Raw genomic sequence first — 25,829 nt, 5'->3', positions numbered from 1 at the left:
CCAATTAATTTAGACGCCCGCAGACATTTAATCAAGCATCCAGATCACACATTAACAGAAGTGATGCCCTACTGGTCTGTCTGGACATATCTTTGCCAGTCAGGATCGTCAACTTCACCTTGTTTAGTAGAATGAATCAAAGCGTAGTTGTTGAAACCTGTCAAATCGGCGAAGATGAACACCACTCCATTTTCGATCCCGTTATAGCTCCAGATTTCATAAGGTTTGCTCCCCGCAGTGCTTGGATGCCGGTCAATATCGTCTGGTTGCCCATAATCGATATAGACCCTCCCCCTGTCGGTAAGCCAACCTGCCCTGAACGCCGTTTTATACTTCTGGTTTACATATGTAAAGCGTTTATCAAACTCAGCCCAGGAATTAAACCCGCCGAATCCCTCTTTTCGATTCTGTTCGTTCCAGAACTGTGCCATGAAAGCTCGTTTCGCATCCAGTGTTTCCAGTTTCTGATAGAATGAACTTTGTTGCGGGCTTGCAAGGTATGAGGCGGCGTGGAACAGGTCATCCAACTCTTCGCCTCCCATCGTAAAGAACGGAGAGGAGATGACATCGACGTTCGTTCCCGCGGGGGTCGGCGGTTGTTTCACGTATGGATTGTACACGAAGAAGTACTGGCTTGAGAACGCAGATCCTCTTGAAACCGAATCCGCGACGAGGAGTTCAACCGCATACTTGCCAGAAGCGAGATCGGAAATATTCATGGAGCCCAGCTCGACAAGGCTCGTAGAGGTTCCCAATCCGTGAGACGAACGGCTCTTCACAATCCTACCGTATGTGTCGATAACGTTCCATGTAATAGCGTACTCAGTCGAATCAGCTCTTTTGGCGAGCCCATACACTTCGGCGTAGCTGCTCAGGACCGGCATTCCAAGGCCGTAGATCGCTTTGGGATTCGGGACTACGTGAAGCGTGTTCTTTCCGTACACGTCCTTGTCGGATGTCTCATTCGAAATCTCGCTACAGAGCTCAATGTCCGAGAGTGTGAGCATTGATCCCGGGAAGTTTCTCACTTCGAGTCTTAAATTGGCGCTGTCAAGTACTGTTGTTGAGTCCCCAAACTCGGCGTAGATCGCTCCTGAATATCTTCCCGGTCGGAATAGAAGTCTCGTAATTGTGACTAGCTTTGAGGAGCCTGATATGGAGCTCGTGTCCGATATGCTTATGGGGATTTCATCGCTAAATGTGAAAGCGGAATCGGTCGCGACATTGGTGAACTGGTAAATGAGTTTAGCGGACGCCACGAGCGCGGTCGTTGTGTCCACTTTTTCTGCGGAGTGAAATGCAAGTTTGGCAGGAGACAAAGCGGTATACAACTCGACACAAGTCAGCGTAGAATCATACCTGAATTCGGAAAAATTAACTGCGGATAAGAACTTGCTCTGGGACCGGGAAGTGTCCGGATGCAGCAGCGCGACGGACATGCTAAAGATGGCGACAGTTCCAACTTTCGAGAACATTATATCCTCCAACTCAGAGAGAGGTTCACAATGAACGGCAGCGAATATTCGACATCACCACTCACATTATTAATATAGAAAACATTACTTCTATTATAAATGTTGATCAGCATTAGTTCGGAAGTGAGATCAAGGCCGAGCACTTTCGCCTCATAGGAAAAGCTTGCGTCGAGTCGATGGTAGTCGGACATTCGCGCGCTATTCTTGTCCCCGAAGACTATCTGGTTCGACGCAGGGCCTCCCGTGTAGCCGGTGAGATTATCGGGACTAAGCTGGAGCTGTGGATAGTATCCCGAAAGGGGGGTGTAGGGCAGGCCCGAACCGTATTCCCAGTGAGTCCTGATCCAGAATCTGTCGAAGGGCTGCAAACCTGCCGACAAGTTTAGCTGATGTCTTCTGTCGTATCTGGGAGTATAAGTAAAACCATTCGAAGTGTTGGTTACTTTGGAGAATGAATAGTTCGCTGTGAGATAAAATGAGCCGATGTCATATTGACCGCTGAATTCCAGGCCGTAGGACTTACCCGTTCCAAGGATGAAATCCGGATCGTTCTGATCCACTTTATCGCGATTGACAGTGACAAGCTTTGTAAAATCCTTGTAATACAGTTCACTTTTCAGTTCCAGGATATTGATTGGCGAGACCTGGCCACCGAGGATGTACTCGAACGCCTCTTCGTCGTCGAGATTTGATGCAGTGTCAGGGATTGAGATGATCAAATCGAAAGGAGAATAAATGTCATCCTCATTGTTCAAGCTAATAATCCTCTGATGGTATTCGCCCGCCGCAAAGTAGATCGAGGAATTTGCGCTGGTGTTGTATGTAAAAGTAGCTCTCGGGTCGCCAAGATATCCCTTCCCTGCGCCTGTCGCGTACTCGAAAGTTCTGGATAGGTCGATGCGGAATCCAAGTTCGACTTCGAGGTTCTTGATCGCCTCCCATTTGTATTTGATCCACATGTTCGGTTCCACCTCCTGTTGGTCGACAGTGAGGGGAAGGTTGTACGCGTTAGTGAACGTGAAATTGTACGCAGGGAAGTTGAAGAGAAGACCGAAGTCCAATCGTGCTGTTGGGCTCGGATAATAAGTCAGGTCGCCGTAGAATGCCGGGTCTACTATACTGCTCGACTCATAGTGCAGATAGCTGGAAGATTTCGGAAGTTGTTCCGCGTTATACATGGAACTTGAGACCGAGAACTCGAAGCTATAGCGATCACCGAACAAGTAGTTCCCAGACAACGAATAGCCCACGTCACGCCAGTTGAAGTCCGGGTCGACAGAATTTTCGCTTGACACCTGGTCGCCGGTCGACAGGAATTCCAAGGAGACGTGTCCTGTCGAAGTCAGATTGCTCGTTATTTTTCCAAACCCATCGAAAAACTGGAACGGGATGCTTCGTTGGAAATAGCGTCTCAGCGAGTTTTTGTACAATGATGTGCGGAAGAACCCTATAAAAGACGTATTACCTTCGAATGCCTTAAGGGGGAGTGGGCCGCTTAGCATCACGTCCGAGGAGAGAAGGTCGAAACTCCCGGCCGCCGTGTATTTGTACATATCACCGTCCTTTGTGTCGACACTAAGGATGGATGATAGTCTCCCGCCGTACTCTGCCTGGAAGCCGCCGGTACTCATGTCGGCGACCTTCACGATAAGCGGGTCCACGAAGCTGAACAGTCCGAAAGCGTGGAAGAGATTGTATACTCTGATTCCGTCGATCGTGACAAGGTTCTGATCCGACGCACCTCCGCGCACATAGTACTGGCTTGATATTCCACCGACAGTCACGACTCCCGGCAGCTGTGTGATTGCCTGGACAAGATCGTTGTTAAATATCCCCGTCGCCTTCTCGATATCTCTCCCGAGGATGACCGTGGTGCTCGGCGCAATCGGCTTCATTCGTCCGAGATATTCTCCGGTGACTTCGACCGTCGAGAGTGTTGTTGGTTCCTCAGGAAGTTGGAAAGTCACGTCCACTACGGGCTGACTGCTTCCTATCACAAAGATCTTTTCCTTAAATCCGACAGCGCTGACGACGACCCTTTTTTCTGTTACTGGTATTTTCGGCAAAACGAAATAACCGCCTGTATTGGTATACGTACCTATAGAGGTCTTTTCAATTCTTACCGTCGCATACGGAATACGTTCCCCCGACAGAGAATCGGCGACAGTCCCGCGAAGAATGTAGGTGCGTTCCTGGGCAACCACAGCGGACGAGAAAGAGAGAGAGAATGCGAGCAAAAAGCTGAATCGCAGAAGTTTTCTGGCACGCGGATTATTCAGGGGAACACCTGTATGTCAAGAGAATCGTACGATGCGCTGCCAAGGAATCCCAGTCCGCCGTTTACATTTGTGAATACGGGTCTTTCTGTCCGCATCGTGAGTGGGTCGTTGAATCCATTCGAAATGCTGTAGTAATCGTAGAGCGTGGCGTCGAGTTGGAGGAGCTTCACATCTGCGACTACCGTGCCGGATTTTAAAGAACCAACGGCGCTAGAAAGAGCGCTGATATAGTCTGAAAGCGGAAACGAGATCGCGGTGGTAGCTCCATTCACACGCAGGAAATAGCTCGTCGTATCCTGCTGATAAGATGGAGTCAGCATTATAGTACCTGAAATCAGCTTTCCGCTTGTGTCGGTACCCTGGTACACCAGTAACATGACAAGCCGAATCGCCATGGTATTGGATGAAGGGTAGATTGTGAACTGTGGATCCTGAGAGCCCGGTGCGGGTTCGCGAAGTGAGCTGTTAGTCCATGGAGAAGGATAGATAATGGCCGGACCGATGACCGTGGCGTTAGCGGAGCACTGGAGGTAATTGCTGGCCACAGCCCGAATCGATATCGAGTTGCCCGGGTTTGTTCTGAGAATGCCTTGCAGGAAATTCAGTTTCCCCTCGAATGATGAAACGAGCTGAATGGAATCGCCTGTCGTTTCGTTCGTCAGGACCCCGTTGAGTCCGGGAAGCTGCGATGATATCATCGAATCGGATAATTGCGTTTTGCTATTTGTCTCCACACGGATGACGACGCTTGAGTCGCCGCGGAAGACGATGCCATAGATGACGAGCTGAGGAGAGTAAACTTGCTTGACCTGGAATGGAGAGTTGCATGCTTGCGCGAGGAGGAAGGGAACAAGCGTCAGGATTCTCAGTAGATTACGGGCAAGCTGGGGCATTCAGATGACTTTTCTTCTTACACTAAGGTTATGAAAAAGCGCTTGAAACTTCAAATATGGAGAAAAAAAAAGCCGCCGGTACTCTCGTGCACCTGGCGGCTTTTCTCAAAGACAAAAGTCTTAGAACGCTACGCGGAGATCGAACAAGTGGTTGCTCGAGAAATACTTCACGGGGACAAAGGCATAGTTGAACGAGAGCCCAATGCCGGCGACCTTGGTAAGATCGACGCCCGCGCCTATCGTGTAGTTCTGGAATATCGATTGTACACCTGACTGGTCTGTACTGAAGATGTATCCGCCTCTGACGTAAATCGTACTCATGAAGCTGTACTCCAAGCCAGCGCGGTACTCATCGATCCCAAAGTTGTTATTCTGGAACATTCCTGCGATTTCCAAGGAATTCTGTTCATCGAGGGCCCTCTTGTATCCGAGGCCAATCTCAATAACTGAAGGCAACTGGAAGGATGCCGCCACAAGTTTGTAATACGACAGGCCTACGCCGGCGTTTGGATCTGTCGCTTGGACCCAGAGGCCCGAGCCATCATATCTCATTTCGGTTCCGATGTTCTTCACATCGACGCCGAGTCCGAGTCCCTGAACGCCGATGAGGTCTTCGTACTGCACTCCAACATCGAATCCGACACCGGAGGAGCTCACGCTGCCGAAAGACTCGTTGATAAGGTTGATATTCGCACCGACGCTAATTCTGTCCGTGAGTTTCTTCGAATAGGTAAGTCCACCTATGAAGAAAGTCGGGCTGATCTGTTCGCCCGTGCCATCAGGATGATCTTCAGTTGTCACGTAGATCGTCCCGATATTGAACGAGCGCAGGGAAATCGCGAGAGATCCGAAGCCGAGCTTTCCACCAATTGCAAGATAGCTAACTCCCATATTCGCGATGTATTGTCTGTAAGAGAACAAGGCGCCGCCCGAGCCGTTATCCATGTCCAAACCGGCAGGGTTCCAGTAGATAGCGTCCACTCCCGTGACGAATGCGTTTGCGGAGCCGGCCATCCCCTCGTACTTCGCACCAACCGGGATAAGTAGTTCAGGTGCTGCCGAGGTTCCAGCTTTGTCCTGCGCAAACACAGATGACGCTGTGAATGTCAAGGCAACCAAGCCTATTACAAGTAAACCTCTTTTCATATTCTACTCCTTTATTAGTTAACTAAACCGTCCCGCCAACTGACGGGACGGTCTATCAACATTCTTCAATATGTTGGCAACACCTGTTCTTGCTGAACGAGTGCCAGTTTGAGAATTTTCGTTCCGAGATTTCCCATGTCCACGTAGATGATATAGATGCCGCTGGCCACGGGGAGGTCACTCGAGTTCCTCAAATCCCAGCTAGAAAATTGGGAAGCGTCGTTCTTTTCGATCGTCCGAACCAGTACGCCGGCCAGATTGAATATTCTGATCGTCGCCTTTGCGGGCAAATGGTTGAACGTCACTTGTTTATTCAATGCGTTGGTTTCCCGGTACTGGAAGCCATAATACGGGTTCGGGAAGACGTTGACCAATTGGACGTCAGATTTCGCCGCTGTTTGACTGCTAGTGACAGCCGGCGCTTTGAAGGAAAACACGTCTGTCGAGGTGTTGACGTAGTTTGGCACGATCTCGAACTCGTCTCCTGCGGTGAAGTGCGGGTTTCTCATATTCGGCGTGCCCCACCACATGATCGCCACAGTTGTATCCAGTATGTCATGCGTAAGAGCAGGGTTATCTACGTTCGCATCATAGTTAGTTCCGAATATGAAGAACCACTCCCTAGTCGTTGCAACGTTATCTATTCCTGCAGTGTAAAGCGGAGGATCATACTTACCATCGACCGTCCCGCCTGCTGCGTTGTTCTCGAGGAATCCGACATCGAGACGTTGATTATTATTGTCCTCGTCGAATGCAGCGAAAGGCACCGGCCTTCTATCCTGATAAGGATAACCCGGGACAGGATTGATTATGAATGGCGCAAATGCCGGATCAACAGCTGCCGCGCTCGCATGGCGCAAATACCTGTATGCCTGGGACACGTTTGGATCAGACAGATTGGCGATATTGGCTGACGCGTCGGTTGTTGCAAATTTTATCACGACTTTATGCAGTTGCGACGGAAGAATCGTCGAGCTGCTGAACCATTCGTTATACGCCATTCCTATAGCGCCCGAGAATCCCTCAAGACCATAACTACTCGCGCCGCTAAATGTCCAATCTCGGACTCCGCCCGGAATATTGTACGTGCTCATTCCCGGAGGCGGACCTTGCACAATGACCTGCAAACCATCGGTGACCAGATAATTATTGTCGCCGGATTGGTTGGTCTGGCCGGTCAGGAGAACCTTTGCTGTCCCAGTCACATTCGAAAGGGTCCACGTTGTAGTCTGGGTTGTTGGATCTGTCTGGAAAGTCACCTGGTAGTTGTCTCCAGTGGTTACAGTCGGGTCGACAATCACAGGTGTCACACTTCCATTGCTCGGACCAACATGAGTTACCTTCACGGTATCGCCGGGGGTACCGTATCTCTGACCGGGGTTAGTCCCGTGCGGTATGACCGTCTTGTATGACGGAGCACTCTCCAGCGCGTGCAGAGGTGCACTTGGATCGAGGTCGACTGAATATGATGTTATCGCGTAATAGTAAACCTGCCCATTGACCAGAGGAGCGTCACCCCGGAGAGCATCTGCAGATATTGAAACGAATCGCTGAATGCCGGAGTCGGTTCCGAACTCGTCAGGTTTGGTTATTACAACGCCAGTCGTCGCATCGATAGCATTGTCAAGTACTGTGGTGACGCCGTCCTTCAGATCGAATGTCGCGATGCGCACGCCGTCAGTCGGCTTTGCACTTGCATTCGGCAATTGATAGACATTGTAGCCTTCAAATGTGAAGCCCGAGCTCGCCGAAGTCTCGATCGAATTAATATTCTCTTCGTCTGTCGCCCAGTTAAGTAGCACAGTGTCATTGAGAGCCGTCGCCGCCACGTTGGGCGTGGGCGGAGGTACCGGCAAATGGAAAAGGTTATTGAAAGCGAAATGCGCAAATGTTGTGTTGTATTTCAGCACTGACACGCTCGATGTCGCACTCTTTCCGAGTCCGCCGACCATACCGACGACCACTTCCACAGTATCGTACAGTTTCAATGTGAACGGGCCGGAGACATTGAGGTCTCTGCGGTCGCTAGCGTTCACATCGTAGCCGTCAACCCAACCAGCGTGTGTGACCGGGTCGCCGCTAAGCATGTAGTTTGTCACTATGCCATGCGCTGATGCATAGGTCGAAGCAGAGTAGAACGGCGTACCCGCGGGATACTGTGGCCTCGGGAGATCGCCTCTCATAAGGTTGAAGAATTGCTCCGTGCCCCCATAAGCGCCGAGGTCTGGATCGGTGATGTTCGTTCCAGCAGCGAAATAGTCATAGCCGGTCATTGCAACCGGATGCCAGTAGGCATATCCATGCCTCCATTGGAAATTGAGGACTGCACTGTCCGCATCGTTCCCGGTGAAGTGCGAGGGGCCTTGCAGGAAAACTGACCCGCTCGCGGCTGGCGGCAATCCTATCGCAGCGTACTTCGCGTCGATGGGCTCACCGTTATAGCAGAAGCCCAAGCTGAGAGTAGAGTCGCAACCGGCATAATCATCACCGGCGTCTCCGTTGTCGGGGTCTCTCCATTGGACAACGTACATGCTGTCGATCGTTGAGCCAACGTTGCTTGTAGCAGTGCCCTTATAAATCAACTTCACCTGCTTGAAATACATCTCGTTCAAAGGTGTAGAAGAAGCGTATCCCCAAATGGTTTGTTGCTCTTCGATACCGATCGGGGGAGCGCCATAGAGTACGCTGGTGACACCCGGGTTAAGGTCGTTACACACAAACCAGATCGTCTGACTCGCGCCCGGTATGCCTGGCCAGTCGTGAGGATTTGTCGGATCGTAGGCTGCATCGTTCCTGACCACACCGATAGAGTCGATGTACCATGGTGCGCCTTTTGCAGCGGGCCATTGGTTCCAATCAGTGACATACTGGGTCTGGATTGCCGAAATCTGTGCCGCTGTCACTGAAGCATTAGGCACCTGGTAGAAAGTGGCGGCGTCCGTTGAGAGGTCGGGAACCTTCTTTGGATCCTGATTCGGGAACACGTCAGGTCTGACTCTCCATATCCTGACGGTAGGTCCAGCGGGATCTTCTGCTACTCCGGTGCCGGTGATTGCTCCGGGCACCATGCCCGTGGGATACGTGGTACCACCAACCCTCAATGCAGGCGTACCACCGTCGTTCACAAAACCGCCGAATACTATTCCTTCCTGGAAGATGAATCCCACTCCTGATCCTCGCGGGTATTCACCGATCCATGACCCACCGACATTCGGTGGATAAAGAGCGTCGTCTTGCATCCACGCAGTAATATTATTGATATTGAACAAAGACGAGCCTGGAGTGCCTGCTACCTTATTAACGATCTGCGACTTTTTGCCATTCGGCCCTTCCTTTGCCAGCACACCTGACGCGACAAAGAACAGAGCGGCAAAAAGTGCAAGTCCGAAGAGCCCTCCGGACAACTTGCCATGAGATTTCATATCAGCAATCTCCTGAGTTTTTAAAAACTTGTTTTTAGTAATAATAGTTCCGATCACTTGTTAGAAGTCCAATCTTGCGCCGACTCTGACCTGGCGAGGCATGCCGAAGTTGTCGAAGCCATTCGCATCGCGCTGATTTTGATTGTCCTGCAAGTTTATGACCTCATACATCGGAACGTACAGGGCTCCTTGAGAGGCTATCACCTTCTCGCTCAACGATGGCGTTGTCAGATATCCGTCAGCGTAGGCATTACCGGTCCTGTAGTAAACATTTATTACGTTCTGAGTATTGAGCAGGTTCTGTGCATATATGTAAATATCCAGACCGATTCCGCCTGGGAGTTCGAAGTTCTTATCAAGTCTGGCGTCAAGCTCATAGAACCATGGTGTGCTTGAATTATTGACCGGCTCGAGCGGGAATCTGCCGCGAGCGTCAGCATCCTGAAGTATTGCTCCGACCTCCGGTCCCGACTGTCCGGCAGATCCGGTAGCCAGCGTGAACGGGTGCCCGGAATTAAATGTGAGAAGAAGATTCAGTCCGAGTTGTTGCAGGATCGGACCGCCATCGTCTTTTGCAAACCTGTAATCAAGCATCACAGATCCGCGATGAGTCTGGTCGTAAGTAAGCGGGGTCACCATCGTCACAGGTATTCCGGCAACTTCCTGGAGTGCTTCCGCACCGTTCGCAAAAGAATTCGTTCCTCTCGCATCCTGTAACGTGTAGTTTATCTCAGCCTGGAGTCTTTCAACTCTTCTGACTCTCAAACTGAATTCAAGACCCATGACCGTCTCGAAGTCACCGTTCGAGAAGACGTGATAATCACGTCCGGATGCGGTCGGGATGACAGTGACCTTCTGGTCGACCAACTGGCCGGCAACGTCCTTATAGAAGCCGGTGACGTCGAAGGCAGCGAAGTCGGTGAACTGCTGCGACAAACCGATCTCATACTGTGTGGTCCTGATCGGCCCGATATTCAGAGCAACCTGCCCGCCAAGGAAGTAGAACTGGCCCGACAGGAATCTGGCTATCTCGGCCTGGCCCTGATAGACTTGATTCAGCTGAGGAGATTGTACGAATTTTCCATACTGCATATGGAACACCGTCCTGTCAGTCACTGGGAACGACAGACCGATACGCGGCTCGAGGTAAGTAAACACCCGGCTCAATTTATACCCGAGACTGTCTGCTCCCGCACCATTCGGGTACAGTGAAAACTGGCTGTAGTTATATCCTGGATTTGAAAGATCAGGCAAGTCCCAGCTGTCCATGTAGATGTTGTCCAACCTCAATCCGGCGTTTATCACGAGGTCATTGAATTCGATCTTATCCTCGATGTAACCAGACGCAAAGTACGGATGTCTTGCCGCATTCGGACCACTTCCGTTGAAGACGGCGCCGAATTCGTCATAGCCGTAATTGTTAACAGCCTGGCTGCGCAACAATTCAGCAAGGCCTGATGACACTCTGGATGAATCGGGATGTGTAATAAGTTGACCGAATATTCCGCCGCCAACTCCATAGTGGCGAACGGTCCAGTACTGGTACGATCCACCAATCTTGATCTCATGGTTCGCAATCTGAGATGTCAGATCCACAGATCCACCAAGATACCCGTTGTGATCCTTTGCATATCCTGTTAAATCGGTCCCCGGACGATTGAACGGGAATCCATAGAACACGTACTGCGCAGGACCGGAAGTATAAGTATTGTATGTCCAACCGTGAGCAGCTGCGGCGACGCTGTCGCCATAGGCTAGCACGTTCGAGCCGAAATTTGGATCCGTGGTTTGGTCACGATAGTCTAGGTAGTTAAAATTCACCTCGAAGAAAGTATTAGCAGAGAGGAAATAGCTCAGCTTTCCATCAAGGAGGGTATTGTCAGACTGGAACAGACCGACCCTTGACAGATCGAAGATGTCATATATCGACGCGTCGTTCTGTTGCGAGTTCTGCGTGAAGGCTCCGGCAATACGGATCTGCAGCGGCTTGTAATCAAAAAGCAACGTGCCGTTCAGACTGTAACTGTTGTTCATTCCACGAGGAAGATTGCCGCCGCCCCATGATACCAACGCTGAGTCGGCCTTGTTGCCGCCCGCGTCGCCTCTATCGTGCAAATACCCGAAATTGGCACCCGTCCAGAAGAGAGGACCGCCGCCATAGTTGTCGCGTAGGAAATTGTTTTGGCCCGCTAGGAACAACTTGATGTTGTCCGTCATAAGTGGACCGCCAAGAGTCAGAACATAGTTAGAGTATCCATACGAATACGTACTGAACGGTCCCTTCTTTCCCGGGTAGTTCCCAAAATCGTCAGTCTCACCGGCAGCCGAAAGGTTCCACTTCGCACCACCCGTCCTGAAAGTCTGTTGTACGATACCGCTGTTGGCTCCGCCGAACTCGGCGCTGTAACCGCCGGCCTGCACACTGACTTCCTCCAGGGCTTCCGGAATAGTCGTGATGTAGTTACCGTTGGATACAATGTTCCTGGTGTCGGCACCTTCAACTTGATAACCAACCTCATCTGCACGGCTTCCTCTTATATAGACGGTGTTATTCTGCAGAACTACTCCTGGCTGAAGAGTGAAGTAAGCCTGCGCGCCTCTGACAGGTAAATTCTGGATGTCCTGAGTCCCTACGATCCTGACAGCGTTCGTCGCAGTTTTTTCAATTAACGGACGTTCCGCGATGATCTCAACGGTGGGCGCCTGAACGGCAGTGCTTGAGAGCTCGATGGGAAGATCCCTCGTCAATCCCGACAGGACGCTCAAGTTTGAAATTGTGAGCGGATGATATCCGACGTAGGTTACCTTCACCGTATAAGTTCCGGCGGGCACGTTCAGGATAACATATTCACCATTTATATCAGTGGAAGCACCGAGGCTGGTCCCATCAAGGAGCACAGTTGCTCCCACAAGGGCTTCCTTGGTTTCATGATCCACCACCTTGCCCGAAATTTTTCCGTACTGGGCAAAGGTCAGCGCGGGAATCGCGAGCGCAAGGAGCAATCCTATAGCAAACCTTTTAAACATCGCTGTCCTCCTTTAGTGTTCTGTTAATACCAATGTCTGAATGCTGGCGTTGTTTCCATAGATTATAACCGAGTAACGACCCAGGGATGCAAGGTTCGATAAAGTTGCATTGCCAGATAAGGTATCGCCAGTCGCATGAATCAAGACCGTGTAATGATTGTTACCTGCTCGCACTTTCATGTACGACGTCCAACCGGGATATCCAACGCCGTCGGTTTCCAATGTGTCTGCCAATATGAAATCGAAACCGGTTAAGAATGTAGCCACCGTATCGCTTGACAGGTTGAAGAATCTCACAAGAGCGGTGTCTTTCACACCTGCCGCACCGAACGTATACGCCTGGCCGGCAAGCACATATTTCCTTGCGACATCACCATTCAGGGGTTCGTAGATGCTAAAATAACTGTACTGGTAGTTCGAACTTAATCCTTGGTTAAGCGTGTCTAATGACGCACCGTAAGTAAAACTCATCCTGCGCGTACCGGAGGGTATACTGGCATATGACGCCGAGTGATTACCGAAGTTCAACGTCCCCACCGCGGTTTGATCATATTTTATTGCCATGCTGGTGCCGGTATTTGCCAGATCAACGAACATGACAGTCGAATGGTAATCGGTAGGTGGAACAATGGTCTGGTCCACATTTGTACACCCAAACATAGTCACAATCAGACCGACGACAAAAAATCCCGTCAGCCCGATTCTACCGGTTCGTTTCATATTACCTCCTTGAGTGTGAAGTTTGTTAGTAGGTGAGAAATGAAAAGATAATATCAACTAACTAATGACCTCCTACAATAGTTGATAAGAAAACCGTCTAGACTATATGCGAAGAAGTAACTGTGTGAATACTTCCTCTGTGAATTCAGTTAGGATTGAATGAAATACCGTTCTCTGCTCCACAGCCAGCATAAATTTCGCTGAAATATAATGTGCCTCATTACCTTTGTCAAGTGAAAAATAGAGGTTTCTTACAGTCTAACGGCCTTTACTTCGTATACTCCGGCAATCTTTGTAAGCTGAAGAAGAACCTTTTCAGGTATCTCGCTGTCGACGCCCATCACTGTCAGGGCACGCTCACCTCGCGCTGATCTCCCGAGAGAGACATCGGCAATATTTACATCAGCCGACGCAAGGAGTCCTCCGACTGCTGCCAGCATACCCGGCCTATCAGTGTTCGAGTAGAAAAGGAAGTGTCCTTCGGGAAAAATCTCGAAATGGAAATCATCTATTCCGACGATACGCATCTCGCTCCCATCGAATACAGTTCCCGCTATGCTCCTATGCTCCCGGTCGGTCGCAATTTCAACTTTCAGAAGGTTGGAGTAATGACCACTTGCCTGTTCCTTTTTTTCACTTATGGCGATGCCGAGCTCTTTCGCAATCGCAGGCGCATTCACAAAGTTAACCGGCGCGAACATCAACTTGTCAAGCATTCCCTTCAACACTGCTGTGGACAACAACTCTGAAGATTTCTGGAGAAGTGCGCCACTATAGGCCGCAGTTATGGATTTCACCTTCCCCGTGATGAGCTGAGCAAGCAGAGAACCGATTTTCTCGCCAAGCACGAGATAAGCGCGCATCTCGTCGCTAACGGCTGTCTGGTAGTCCACGATGTTAACAGCCCCGACGATGCCCCTTCCCTTGAAGAAATCGACAAGTTGCTCGCCGATCTGCTTTGCCACTTTCTCCTGAGCTTCTTCTGTCGACGCACCCAGATGAGGTGTGGCCACGACCTTCGGATGATTGAAAAGCGGATTCTCGCCGGGAGGTTCCTTCATATATACATCAAGTGCAGCACCTGCAACCTTTCCGCTTTCCAGGGCTTTCAACAGCGCCTGTTCGTCTATTATGCCTCCCCTCGCGCAATTTATGACGCGTACTCCCTGCTTGCAGAGGGGAAAAGTCTTCTCGCCTAAGAGTCCCCGAGTCTCTTCGGTAAGAGGAGTGTGCACCGTGATGAAATCGGATTTGTGAAATATCTCTTCGAGAGGAACCAACTCCAATCCGAGGTTTGCGGCATTTTCCGGCGCGAGAAGCGGATCGTACCCGATCACATTCATTCCAAATGCTTTAGCCCTTGAGGCGACTTCTCTGCCCACCTTCCCGAGACCGACGATACCAAGCGTTTTGCCGAGGAGTTCGGTCCCCATGTATTTCTTCCGTTCCCACTTCCCCCCCTGCAAATCCCGGTACGACTGCGGAATATTTCGCGCCATGGAGAGCATGAGTGCCATGGTGTGTTCCGCGGTGGAGACCGTATTCCCGCCCGGTGTGTTCATCACGATGATGCCCTTCCGGGTAGCGGCGGGTACATCAATGTTGTCAACCCCGGCTCCTGCACGCCCGATCACTTTCATGGACTTCGCCTCCGCGATAATATCCGCCGTGACTTTGGTTCCACTGCGCACGATCAGCGCATCGTAACCACCGATGATCTTTTTGATCTCGTCCGGTGGAAGACCCGGCTTTGCGTCCACCTCCATTCCTTCCTTTTGAAGTATGTCGGTGCACACCTGCTCGATCGGATCGGTAATGAGGATCTTCATCTTGCCACCTCCGTTGCCTCACGTGAGTACTTCGCGAAAGTTTTTTGTACGGCGGTAACACCTGATCCCGGTTCGAATTTGAAATTCAAGTCGTGAAGTGTCCACTCCAGCGCCGCGACAACACCTACAATGTCCACTTCATCGTAGTATCCGAGATGCGCCACTCGGAATATCTTTCCCTTCAAGTGCTCCTGGCCTCCCGCGGTCGTAATTCCATATTTCAATTTCAGAATCTTATTGAACTTAGAATACTCGACACCTTCGGGAACGTAAACGGAGGTCACGGCATGTGACGCCGGCGAGCCAAATAATTTCAAGCCGATAGCCTCGCAACCGTTTCTGACCGCCTCGGACAGTATCCTGTGGTGGAGCCAGATCCTCTCAACTGTCTCGTCTTTTATCATGCGAAGTGCCTTTTCGAGTCCGATGACGAGCGTAATTGCCGGAGTGAACGGTGTGTCGTTTCCCGCATGTGCTTTCAGCGCCTTCTTCAGGCTGAAATAATATTTCGGAAGATTCGAAGTTTCGAGCATCTTCTTCGCCCTGTCGCTCAACGTCGCAAAGGCGAGCCCGGGTGGAATCATCAAACCCTTCTGCGAGCCGGTAACGATCGCGTCCAGTCCCCAGTCATCGAACCTCATTTCATGCGCGCCGACCGAAGTTATGCCGTCAACTACAACTGCGATATCGTATTTGTCGTGTACTGCCTTTGCAATTTCCTTTATGTTCGTGAAAACGCCCGTCGAAGTTTCGCTGTGAGTCAAGTACACCGCCTTGACTGTGGGGTTATTCTTTATTGCGTCAAGAATTATTTCCGGCGACGGCGCCGTGCCCCACTCGACCTTTATCTCGACAGGCTCAACGCCGTAAGCTTTCATTATCTCTCCCCAGCGCTCGCCGAATTTCCCGAGGTTGACGAAAATCGCTTTGTCACCTGCCGATAATAAATTCGATACCGCAGCTTCCATCGCCCCGGTGCCTGAACTCGTTAGCGTCACGACTTCATTCTTCGTCTGGAAGAGATATTTCAAATTTTCATTTACACTCGTAAGGATTGCTTCAAATTCAGGATTTCTGTGATGAATGATCGGCTCCGCCATGGCGAGCATTACACTCTCCGGAATCGGCGTAGGCCCTGGTGTGAATAATCTTTTCTTCATAAATGTTGCTCCGATAATTTTTTGTTAATTGAAATTAGAAATTAGTCGTATAGTTTCCAATCAGATATGATTTGCAGTATGTCTATCCCCAACCCCAGGTAGTCTCCGAACCCAATCCCGGGAACTGTGAACATTTTAATCTGATATTCACCGGATACTCCGGCTGATCGAGCGGCATACTGGATCGCTTTGTCGAGTCCGCCGAATTCATCTACCAGGTTCAGGCTTTTGGCCTGATCTCCGGTGTAAACCTTACCCTGTGCCAGCTCTTCGACTCTCTCAAGTGCCAACTTTCTTCCGGCGGCAACTTTTTCCTTGAAATCCATGTAGGTCTGATTGAGGAACGCGTCGATGTACTTCAGATCCTGGTCGTTCCATCGATGGAACGGCGACAGAAGATCGGAGTTCTCGCCCGCGCGGTATTGTTCGACGTTGGTCCCAAGGTCTTTCTCAAGAAAATCCGTAAGGACCGGGAAGAAGATGACGACCCCGATGCTTCCGGTCACTGAAGCAGGTTCGGCGAAAATTCTCTTTGCACCTGCCGCAACATAATAACCGCCACTAGCCGCTACGTTGCCGAAGGATGCCACAACCGGTTTCTTCGACGCGGCTTCGGTCAATGCTCTGTAGATCTGATCCGATGCGAGAGCTGATCCGCCGCCGCTGTTTACCCGCAATACGATTGCCTTGATGTCGCTGTTGGATGCTGCCGCGTTGATTTGAGCCGCCACGGTTTCCGATCCACTCGTCCTCCCGCTCCCCAAAAACGGGATCGGAAATGGTCCGGGAGCCGAGCTTGGCCCGGTCACTATTGATCCATACACACCTATCACCGCAATTTCCGGCTCCTTCCCCCATGCAGACTCGTACCTATGTAGGTTCGCGGGATCGATCGCACCTGACGCGGAAGCCAATCCGTAAAGATCTTTGTCCACATCTTTCTTGAATTCATCGTAATATTCCGCGCCATCGATCACGTGGACTGCGGCCGCATCTTCGGACGAGAGAATTCCCGACACTGCCGACTTCACACTGTCCGGCAAAGTTATCCCGCGACTCACCTCGATCTGTTTCAGCATCTGGGTATAGATGTCGTCGGCAAGTCCCTGTATCAGTTTAGCCTGTTCGGGAGTTGCGGAATCAGTATAAATCGTATGAAATGTCGATTTAAATTTCCCTGCCGTCTGCGCGTTCCATGATATGTGCAGCTTGTCGAACAGCCCTTTCATCCTTATGAGATCCATATTCACGCCGTACCCCGATATGAATGCGACAGGTGCCATGTAAATCTCATCGGCGGCGCTGGCAAGATATAGTTCATCCACTCCGCTGTCGTCCATCAGGTATGCATAAACTTTTTTCCCTTTGTCCCTGACGTATCTCACCGCATCCGCAAGTTCCTGCGTTTCGCCCGAAAGCGAGAAGAACTTATCGCTGGTCGAAAAGGGATAGATCTTAAGTATTAAAGCCGCTATGGAAAGATCGTCGCCGCACTTTTTGATTTCCTCTATATACTCGAGCAGGGGCTTATTCGCTTTGAGGAAGAAAAACGATTGCTCCTTTGCGTCCTGGAGATTTCCTCTTATCGTTATTTCTGCCACGCGATGACCGAGGAGAATTGTGGACATATCCTGGGAGGTAAACACGACTCTGCCATAAGTCGCCGCGTACGCCCGCGATTGATAGCTTGAAGCTCCCTCCGCGTGAACGTGCGAACCCAGGTTCATGCTTACACCTATGGATAGACTGTTTCCCCACAGAGTAGAGGGTCCGATGTATCCGGGATTCGAATTCGGCACAACGCGACTTACTTCGATGCCGTAACCCGATCTGTCGTAGATCGCAAAGAATCCCAGACCGGGGAGCGGTTCGACATTGATGCCGAGTTTGTAACCGTCTCCATGGATTGGCGAAGACAAATCCGCGTTGAGAGTCAGGAAGGGTGTTCCAAGAGGACGGACGCTGACGCCGAAGTTCGTCGCTTCTTCGATTGGATGTAACCCGAAAGCTCTCTCTGAGAAATTATGGTACGCCGCCCCAAAGCTCACGAACGGATTGGGGCGCCAGATGATACCTACACCGGGAAACCATCTCGACCCTAGACCGGTAATGTTCGTCATCGACAGCGACACGCCCGCCGCAAACCTGGAGTCGCCAAGTCCAAGACCGATGGAATACTGGTTCAAGTCCTCGGACGAAGTTGCAGCATTTCTGAAAGACACGCCGAACTTCCCGCCTTGAAGAAACGCTCCAAAGTCGTAAAATGTCTGCTTCGACGGATTCAGCTGGCCGGTGCTTGGATAGAAATAGTAAGCGTCGAGCACACTCCCGCGGCTGTACAATCCGAGATACGCGGGATTATAGAGAAATGCCTGAGTCTCATCTGTTCCTGCGGTAAAGAGGTACTTCTGATTCTGTGGATTCACGAGAATATCCTGTCCGCACGCATACCCGGACAACGACAGGACACAGGATACGGCAATCGCACACGCGAACAGCTTGTTCATTTTAACTCCCGACTCAATTACAATATATGGCATAATAAATCTATTTCAAGCTTTAACAAAAAATATATCAGAAGTGAATCCCAGTCACACTTGACTTTGTACTCCCCGTCTCGTTACTTTTTTTGACACTTATGGGCAAACAAATACTCGAATTTGAAAAGCCGATCCTCGAACTCGAGCAAAAGATCGAGGAGATGCGGAAGCTGTCCGATCAACTTGATATTGAAGACGAAATTAAGAAACTTGAATCGCGAGTTAGCGAGCTGCGGAGCAACATATACTCTAATTTAACGCGCTGGCAGAGAGTTCAGCTTGCGCGCCATCCAGAGAGGCCTTACACTTTGGATTACATAAGTCTTATCACTACAGATTTCATAGAGCTCCATGGTGACAGGTATTTCGGTGACGATCACGCGATAGTCGGGGGTTTTGCCAAACTTAACGGGAAGACAGTGCTCGTAGTCGGCCAGCAGAAAGGCCGCGACACGAAGTCGAATATTTACCGTAATTTTGGAATGCCGAACCCGGAGGGCTACAGGAAGGCGCTCCGCATGATGAAGCTTGCCGAGAAATTCGGGAAGCCCATAATCACACTTCTGGACACGCAGGGAGCTTACCCGGGAATCGAAGCGGAGGAGCGCGGACAGGCAGAGGCGATCGCCCGGAATTTGTTTGAGATGGCACAGCTGAGAGTCCCAATCGTCGTTGTCGTAATCGGTGAAGGAGCTTCGGGAGGTGCGCTGGGACTCGGAGTCGGAGACAGGATACTGATGATGGAGAATGCCTGGTATTCGGTCATTGCCCCCGAATCCTGCTCATCGATACTCTGGCGAAGCTGGGATTTCAAGGAACAAGCAGCGGACGCACTGAGGCTCACCGCGCCTGATCTTCTCGCACAGAAGATTATCGACAGGATCATACCCGAACCCATAGGCGGCGCGCACAAGGATCCGAAAGCTGCTGCCGAGTCCGTGAAGACGATTCTGGTAGAAGAACTCGACGCACTCAGGAAGATCAAGCCAGAAAAACTCGTCGAGAACAGGATCATGAAATTCGGATCGATGGGCTCATTCTCAGGGAGTTGAGGCCGGTCCCGGCTAATGTATTCGATCAAAACAAGTATAAGAGTTCGTTACGCGGAAACCGACCAGATGCACGGCGTCTACAACGGCCGGTATTTTGAATACTTCGAGGTCGGCCGCGCCGAGTTGATGCGCTCCCTGGGTATGACTTATCGCCAGTTCGAACAATCAGGCTTCTTCCTCCCGTTAACGGAAGCCTATGCCAAGTACCTGAAGCAGGTACAATACGACGACGTATTAGACGTAGTAGCATCATTGAAAGACCGGCCTCAGGCCCGGCTCAGAATCGATTACGAGATCTATCGTGGAGCGGAGAAGATGACTGAGGGATTCACCGTTCACAGTTTCATAGACGCAAAGACAGGCAAGCCCCTCAGGGCGCCGGCTCTTTTTCTCGATTTGCTTTCAGGAAAACTCTAGGTGAATCATAAATCGGGAAGTCGCATATCGGGTGTCCCTGCTCGTCACGCGCAATTGTCCGGTTCGTATCGAGGCGACGAAACTTTTGTGTCTATATTGATTTCTGATTTTCGATAAGGAGAACCATATGCTTAAGAAGGAATTGCTCGAAATACTCTGCTGCCCGAAACCGGATTGCCGGGGCGACCTGGATTACAGCACGGAGAAAAATACACTGACGTGCAAGAAATGTGGGCACGTTTACCGGGTAGAGAACGATATCCCCATAATGCTCATCGATGATGACGGTGGAAAGGACGCGAAAAAGGAGTGACCTCGGTTTCGAGAGAAGATCCGACGTCAAGATCACTTATTTCCGGATACTTTCAATCCTCTTCTACGGCAACAGTCGGGCTAACTTTTCTCTCCTCGGCAGAACTCACCGAAAAGGTTTTGAGTCATTGCGTAACAAGTTTTCGTCAGACGGTTGCTTGACAAAATAAAATCTCTTGGTGCCGACACCGCCGTCTACGGCGTCAGCACAATCATCGGCAGGTTCCTCAATTTTCTCCTCGTTCCTTTCTACACAAATGTACTTTCCACATCTCAATATGGAATAGTCGCAACCGTTTACTCCTACATTGCGTTCATGAACATCATCTATATCTACGGAATGGAATCAGCGTATTTCAAGTATGCTTCGACAAGAGAGATCGGCAACGACAGAGAGATTTTCACGACACCCTTCATTTCTGTTTTTATAACTTCTGTCATCTTCTCCTCAATATTATTTGCCGCGAGCATACACCTTGCGCCGCTTATCCAGGTACCGGTTCAATTCGCTGACACGATCCGTTATTCGGCGATAATACTGATACTTGATTCAATGTCGGTAGTTCCATTCGCAGCTCTGCGACTTCAGCGCAAGGTAAAATTGTTCGCCTCAGTCAAAGTCATCAACATTGTTGTTAACGTCGCGTCAAACGTGGTCCTCCTCGTGAAATTTCATGCCGGCATCGAGGGAATTTTTATTAGCGGGGTCATCGCGTCTGGGGTAACGCTGATCCTCCTTTCACCCACGATCTTGCGGATGTTCGCGCCAAAGTATAACCTCGAGCTATTCCGCGCGCTTCTCAAGTTTGGACTGCCGTACATACCTGCGGGACTTGCCGCTATGATGGTCCAGGTAATCGACAGGCCGATACTCCTCGCGCTGACAAATGAAAGCACGGTGGGAATCTACCAGGCAAATTACAGACTCGGTATATTAATGATGCTAATCGTGTCCATGTACGATTATGCCTGGCGCCCGTTCTTCCTGACACACGCGAACGACCCCAACGCCAAGGATCTCTTCTCACGCATCTTGACCTATTTTACATTATTCAGCTCGATAGTGGTCCTATTGGTCACTCTGTATATAGATGATCTTGTCAAGTTTAGAGTGTTCGGCAGATTCATTATAAACCCGGCGTACTGGTCGGGCCTGGGGATAGTCCCTATCGTACTCATTGGGTATCTCTTCAATGGAATTTACGTGAATCTGATGGCAGGAATATACATCGAGAAGAAAACCGCACATCTCCCATACATCACCGGCATCGGAGCTGCAATCAATGTCATCGCAAATCTCCTCCTGATCCCGAAGTTCGGGATGTTCGGTGCTGCGTGGGCGACTTTCTTGGCGTACGGCGGAATGGCAATTGCGATCTACATTGTCTCTCAGAAGTTCTATCCGGTCCAGTACGAAACGGCAAGATTGACAAAGATCGGTTTATCGCTCGGGGTCGTCGTCTTGCTGTTCGCTTACCGCAACACTCTATTCTTTTCATTGAATGAACAAGTCCTGAAGATTTCTGGTTTGGTGACTTTCATTGTGTTGCTCCTTATTCTTAGATTTCCAAACAAGGGCGAATTAAGGATCGTTAGACGGAAAGGTTAAGGTATACATCCATTGCACTTCTTGCGGCGACAATCACCGCGGGGGCGCAAAGTATCAGGGGGCAAGGCCCGGTTTTCGGAGGCGTCTGCGGTTCGCCTCTCTTTTCCGAACCCGGATTCATCCACAACGTGATCGAAAAGACCAAGTTGATCGCTCCGGACACGTACCGCCTCATGGAGGCTGCAGCACGGGAAAGGGTCTCTACAGGCGCCCAGGATAGCGTAGGCATGGTACAGCAGTTCTTCGCGCTCAATTTCGTGACAGAAGTTTACTACACGGTCTCGGCGACGCTCATGGTTAGAGGGGCAGTGACTGAAATCTGGGTTGACGACGCAGAGCTTGCTAACGGACATGTGGACGCCGCAGTTGTGGACTCCATCTTCATCGCACTTGAGAGTCGGACGCCATCCGGATCTAGAAATCCTGACGAAGGAATTGTAAAACTTGATGAAGAGTATTTCGGAATGCCACCGAATTCGGGGAACAGCAACGGCTACATCTCAATTTTGATTACTGATCTCAAAGACGGTTGGACGTCCTCGGTGAACTCTCCGTTCATTGCGGGATTCTTTCTTAATAACGATCAACCAGACCCGCAAAGCGGCTTGTACCAGGCAGGAAGTAATCGGCGCGACATGCTTTACGTAGATTCATATCCAGGCATATATTACAACGGGATAAAAAATCCCGCCGCGCCCCTTCCGACAGTAGCCCATGAGCTGCAGCATCTCATTCACTGGCATTACGATCCAGGGGAAGTCACTTTCCTGAACGAAGGCTGCTCCACGAACGCCGAAGTCATCTGTGGGAACCCGCTGAGAAGTCCCTCCCTCTATTTCAACGACACAAACGTACCGCTCTTTACCTGGCACGCAACGACCGATCAGAATGTGCTCGCGGATTATTCACGGGCCGCGCTATTCATGAGATATCTTTTCGAACAATTTGGAGATGACTTCGCCAGGGACTTCGTGCAGAACCCCGCCGAGGGGATCGCGGGAATAAGCTCGACTCTGTCCGAGGTTGGAAGTTCGTTGACGTTCGAACAGGTGTTCAAAAATTGGGCAATTGCAAACGAAGTGAATGACACCACCCTAGGTCGTGAATACGGTTACGAGTATCCGATTTCGCTTAGACCCGTTCCGCTTTCCATCACGGACCCTAACGTTTGCATGACGCAATACAGCACCAATGGTACTGCAGTAAGGTACGTAGACTACTCGAATGGAAGTTCTCTCACCCTAAATTTTGTATCGGGCGGAGCGGAAGTTACGGCGATCGAGACCGGCGTTACGAAATCAGTCCAACCAGTGCAGATACCGTCGGCATCTAACTTTCCGGATTTCGGATCAAGGTATAACGACGTCACACTAGTAATGGTCAATCCCAATTTGATCGGAAGCGGCACGATTTCAATGAACAGCAGCGGGTTACTCGAAGCCCTCCGCAACGAGGCGATGTACGACGACGGGACACCCGACGCGCTAGACGGCGTAAACTTCATCGGATTCCACGGAGCTTCCGCTGGCTCAGGTTGGGCGGTCCAGTTTACACCCCTTAGGCCGAGTAACCAGCTGGTCAAGGCGGAGATCTATGCCGCGTTTGCGCAAGAGTTTTCAGGATCAGGCCTTCCCTCCAATGCGCCAAAGGAATTCACATTCCATGTGTGGGGAGATGACCAGGGGATTCCTGGGCAGGACATAATTACACCTTTCCTGGTGAGCGTGAACAGGTCTCAGTTCGACGCATCATTCATCCAGGTCGACCTGACACCTTATGCGAACCAACTCTCCAATTTGAAAGGTCCGATCTACATTGGGTTCATTGATAATGACACGCTCAGCACCTCGGTTGCATTGAATCATCAGCAGCCGACAAATTATTCCTTCGGATACTCTCAGGCCGTATTAGGTGGATGGTCAAAGTTATCGAACATGACTCTATCGACATCAACGAAGCAAAACATTTCGCTTGTCGGATGGAACCTGATGATGCGCGCGGTGTTCAGCTACCCAACCAACAACTCCGCGCCTCCAAAGCTTTCAGCGGGGATTATCCATAGTTACCTCGAGCCCGGCCTGATCCAGGTAGAGGTAATCGCGGATTCGGCCCTGAGACAGCAAAGCATTTGCGCAACGGTCACCCAGTCGGGCTCGTCCAATTCTGTAAGTCTTCTTCAGAGCAGTCCCGTGAAATTCTTCTCGACTGCCGGTGCGCCTCTCAGCGCCGGTCCGGGAAGCGTGATGGTGAAAGCCGCGAAGTTGTTCGGGGGAAACTATGCCGATACGGCCTTCGTGTTCAACTCGACAAGCGTCGGTGATCTGGAGACACCCATGGAATCTCCGGACGCTCGATTCCACATGACTTTCCCAGCCGTATCGAGCGCATTCCTGGCCACAATCGCGGAAGGAAGTGTCGTTCCTGTGGATTCAAGGGCGTTTGACGTTTACACGATCGGACCGGAAGGACAGTCGCTCGACTCACCCGCGAGTATCGTACTTGATTCGGTATCATTCGATACTACCCAATTTGTTCCGGCAATTAGCTTGAATTCCTCATGGTACTCCTTACCGTTTTCAATTGAATCCGGAAATCTTGTTTCCATCACTACCAAAATTTCTATGTTCGCTATAGTCCCAAGAGAGATCACCACAACTCTTCTGATTCCGTCGACTTACACTCTCTTTCAGAATTTTCCGAATCCTTTTAACCCAACAACTTCGATTCTATACACACTCCCGGTAAATACACCGGTTAGACTAGACGTATTCGACGTGCTCGGAAGACGCGTTGCGACTCTGGAGAATTCCACAATGAACGCAGGGCCACACCAGGTGGTATTTGATCCGTCTAAGTATGCGCTCTCGAGCGGCGTATACTTTTATAGACTCTTGGCAGGGGGATACGTCTCTACAAAGAAAATGATGATATTGAAATAACCCGACGAGATTCGCGTTGAATATTCATCTGATTACCTGGGCTGCAACTAAGAGAGGATTGCACGGTTAGTCAAGATACCTTCCGGATCCCGATCGCGGGTACCGTGCCTACCACGATTTTGTGATGTTAAGCTTCTCGAGTTTCTGCTCCAGCTCGTCTCTCTCCCGGTTCTTCTTCAAAGTTCCATCTTCGGCATAATTGAGAAGCCCGTACTTCCCGAGCAGTTCTTTCGCGCTATCACCCTGATTGCACGAGAGAAGTTGGATGATTTCCATTTCAATCCGCGAAAGGTTGAGCGAGTTCACGCGGTAGTCCAGGAAAGCCTCCCATGTGAAAGGGCACCACTTGCTTACGACGTCGTAACCTATCGCCCTGGCATACTGCCTGATCTCGAATTGGGCGTACTCATCCATTCGCAGCTCGAGAAAGTGCAAGAGGTTGTGAAGGTCGATCTTCCAGTAAGCTTCTGTGTAAGTTGAAAGCGGTAGATCTTTTCGCGCCTGTTCGCGAGCTATGCCGGCATCGAGCCTCTCATTGTAGATCTGTCTCGCAAGACTCTGAAGCTCTTCTTCTTTGGCAGATAAATTTTCGCCCGCTTCCTCATTTAAGAAGCCCTGACTCCCTTGCCTGTTGGACGCCGCCTGGAGTCTCCACTCGGAAGGTTTTGTTTTTTGCGTCGCGTCTATGGCGATAGAGTAACGCGTGGAGTACTCGTTTACATTGGCGCTCCTGTGCCTTATCCATTGCCGCCAGCAATCCATCGGGACTCTGAGGTGGAATTTTATCTCACACATCTCAAATGGTGTTGTGTGCCTGTGCCTCATCAGGTATCTGATCAGACCTCTGTCCTCCGATATCTTCTTCGTCCCCTTCCCGTATGACACTCTCGCTGCCTGAACGATCGCATCGTCCGAACCCATGAGGTCGACGACCCTGATGAATCCGTCGTCGAGCACCTTAATGTTCAAGTCTTTGAGTGATTCTAACTCGCCCATCCGAGAATCTCCG

At 50.5% G+C, this 25,829-nt stretch carries 16 protein-coding genes; 5 read left to right on the top strand and 11 right to left on the bottom strand.

Annotated elements, in window-relative coordinates:
- Positions 1-68 precede the first annotated feature (68 nt).
- The 10 genes from VIS48_08160 to sppA all read right to left on the bottom strand — a co-directional run bounded on the left by VIS48_08160 (position 69) and on the right by sppA (position 18,458).
- Positions 69-1,475 (bottom strand): GWxTD domain-containing protein, encoded by a 1,407-nt coding sequence (locus tag VIS48_08160; protein ID HEY9166118.1) that lies wholly within the window; start codon positions 1,473-1,475, stop codon positions 69-71.
- On the bottom strand, positions 1,475-3,712 hold the full coding sequence (locus tag VIS48_08155) for a TonB-dependent receptor (GenBank protein HEY9166117.1): 2,238 nt from the start codon (positions 3,710-3,712) through the stop codon (positions 1,475-1,477). The genes VIS48_08160 and VIS48_08155 overlap by 1 nt, the downstream gene beginning before the upstream one ends.
- Before the next feature lie 38 nt (positions 3,713-3,750).
- Positions 3,751-4,647 (bottom strand): DUF4249 family protein, encoded by an 897-nt coding sequence (locus tag VIS48_08150; GenBank protein ID HEY9166116.1) that lies wholly within the window; start codon positions 4,645-4,647, stop codon positions 3,751-3,753.
- Between the two features lie 120 nt (positions 4,648-4,767).
- The gene (locus VIS48_08145; GenBank protein HEY9166115.1) at positions 4,768-5,793 is read right to left on the bottom strand and encodes a PorV/PorQ family protein; all 1,026 of its coding nucleotides are present in this window, start codon (positions 5,791-5,793) and stop codon (positions 4,768-4,770) included.
- Between the two features lie 65 nt (positions 5,794-5,858).
- A complete protein-coding gene (locus VIS48_08140) occupies positions 5,859-9,215 on the bottom strand; it encodes a T9SS type A sorting domain-containing protein (GenBank protein HEY9166114.1) in 3,357 nt (1,118 codons plus the stop codon).
- A gap of 60 nt (positions 9,216-9,275) precedes the next feature.
- Positions 9,276-12,242 (bottom strand): TonB-dependent receptor, encoded by a 2,967-nt coding sequence (locus tag VIS48_08135; GenBank protein ID HEY9166113.1) that lies wholly within the window; start codon positions 12,240-12,242, stop codon positions 9,276-9,278.
- A gap of 12 nt (positions 12,243-12,254) precedes the next feature.
- The gene (locus VIS48_08130) at positions 12,255-12,962 is read right to left on the bottom strand and encodes a hypothetical protein (GenBank protein HEY9166112.1); all 708 of its coding nucleotides are present in this window, start codon (positions 12,960-12,962) and stop codon (positions 12,255-12,257) included.
- Positions 12,963-13,213: 251 nt separating this feature from the next.
- Positions 13,214-14,791: a phosphoglycerate dehydrogenase gene (gene serA / locus VIS48_08125; GenBank protein ID HEY9166111.1), complete on the bottom strand. Its 1,578-nt coding sequence runs from the start codon at positions 14,789-14,791 to the stop codon at positions 13,214-13,216.
- Positions 14,788-15,951 carry an alanine--glyoxylate aminotransferase family protein gene (locus VIS48_08120; protein ID HEY9166110.1) on the bottom strand — a complete coding sequence of 388 codons (1,164 nt, stop codon included), beginning with the start codon at positions 15,949-15,951 and terminating at the stop codon, positions 14,788-14,790. The genes serA and VIS48_08120 overlap by 4 nt, the downstream gene beginning before the upstream one ends.
- A 41-nt stretch (positions 15,952-15,992) precedes the next feature.
- Positions 15,993-18,458 (bottom strand): signal peptide peptidase SppA, encoded by a 2,466-nt coding sequence (sppA, locus tag VIS48_08115; GenBank protein ID HEY9166109.1) that lies wholly within the window; start codon positions 18,456-18,458, stop codon positions 15,993-15,995.
- A 131-nt stretch (positions 18,459-18,589) separates the two neighbouring features.
- Between sppA and VIS48_08110 the strand changes: the two genes are divergently transcribed.
- From VIS48_08110 to VIS48_08090, 5 genes are all read left to right on the top strand, one after another.
- Entirely contained in the window at positions 18,590-19,543 is a 954-nt protein-coding gene (locus VIS48_08110; protein HEY9166108.1) for an acetyl-CoA carboxylase carboxyltransferase subunit alpha, read from the top strand.
- 15 nt (positions 19,544-19,558) lie between these two features.
- The gene (locus VIS48_08105) at positions 19,559-19,960 is read left to right on the top strand and encodes a thioesterase family protein (protein ID HEY9166107.1); all 402 of its coding nucleotides are present in this window, start codon (positions 19,559-19,561) and stop codon (positions 19,958-19,960) included.
- A gap of 127 nt (positions 19,961-20,087) precedes the next feature.
- Positions 20,088-20,273, top strand: a complete 186-nt coding sequence (locus VIS48_08100) for a Trm112 family protein (GenBank protein HEY9166106.1) — start codon at positions 20,088-20,090, stop codon at positions 20,271-20,273.
- Between the two features lie 153 nt (positions 20,274-20,426).
- On the top strand, positions 20,427-21,881 hold the full coding sequence (locus VIS48_08095; GenBank protein HEY9166105.1) for a polysaccharide biosynthesis C-terminal domain-containing protein: 1,455 nt from the start codon (positions 20,427-20,429) through the stop codon (positions 21,879-21,881).
- Between the two features lie 128 nt (positions 21,882-22,009).
- A complete protein-coding gene (locus tag VIS48_08090) occupies positions 22,010-24,820 on the top strand; it encodes a T9SS type A sorting domain-containing protein (protein ID HEY9166104.1) in 2,811 nt (936 codons plus the stop codon).
- Positions 24,821-24,928: 108 nt separating this feature from the next.
- Here the strand turns inward: VIS48_08090 and thyX are convergent, their stop codons facing one another.
- Complete coding sequence (gene thyX / locus VIS48_08085; protein HEY9166103.1) at positions 24,929-25,816, bottom strand: FAD-dependent thymidylate synthase; 888 nt, start codon at positions 25,814-25,816, stop codon at positions 24,929-24,931.
- Between the last annotated feature and the right edge of the window lie 13 nt (positions 25,817-25,829).

The sequence above is a fragment of the Candidatus Kryptoniota bacterium genome (assembly GCA_036567965.1).
GTDB lineage: Bacteria > Bacteroidota > Ignavibacteria > Kryptoniales > JAKASW01 > JAKASW01.
This window is presented reverse-complemented; position numbering and strand designations above follow the sequence as displayed.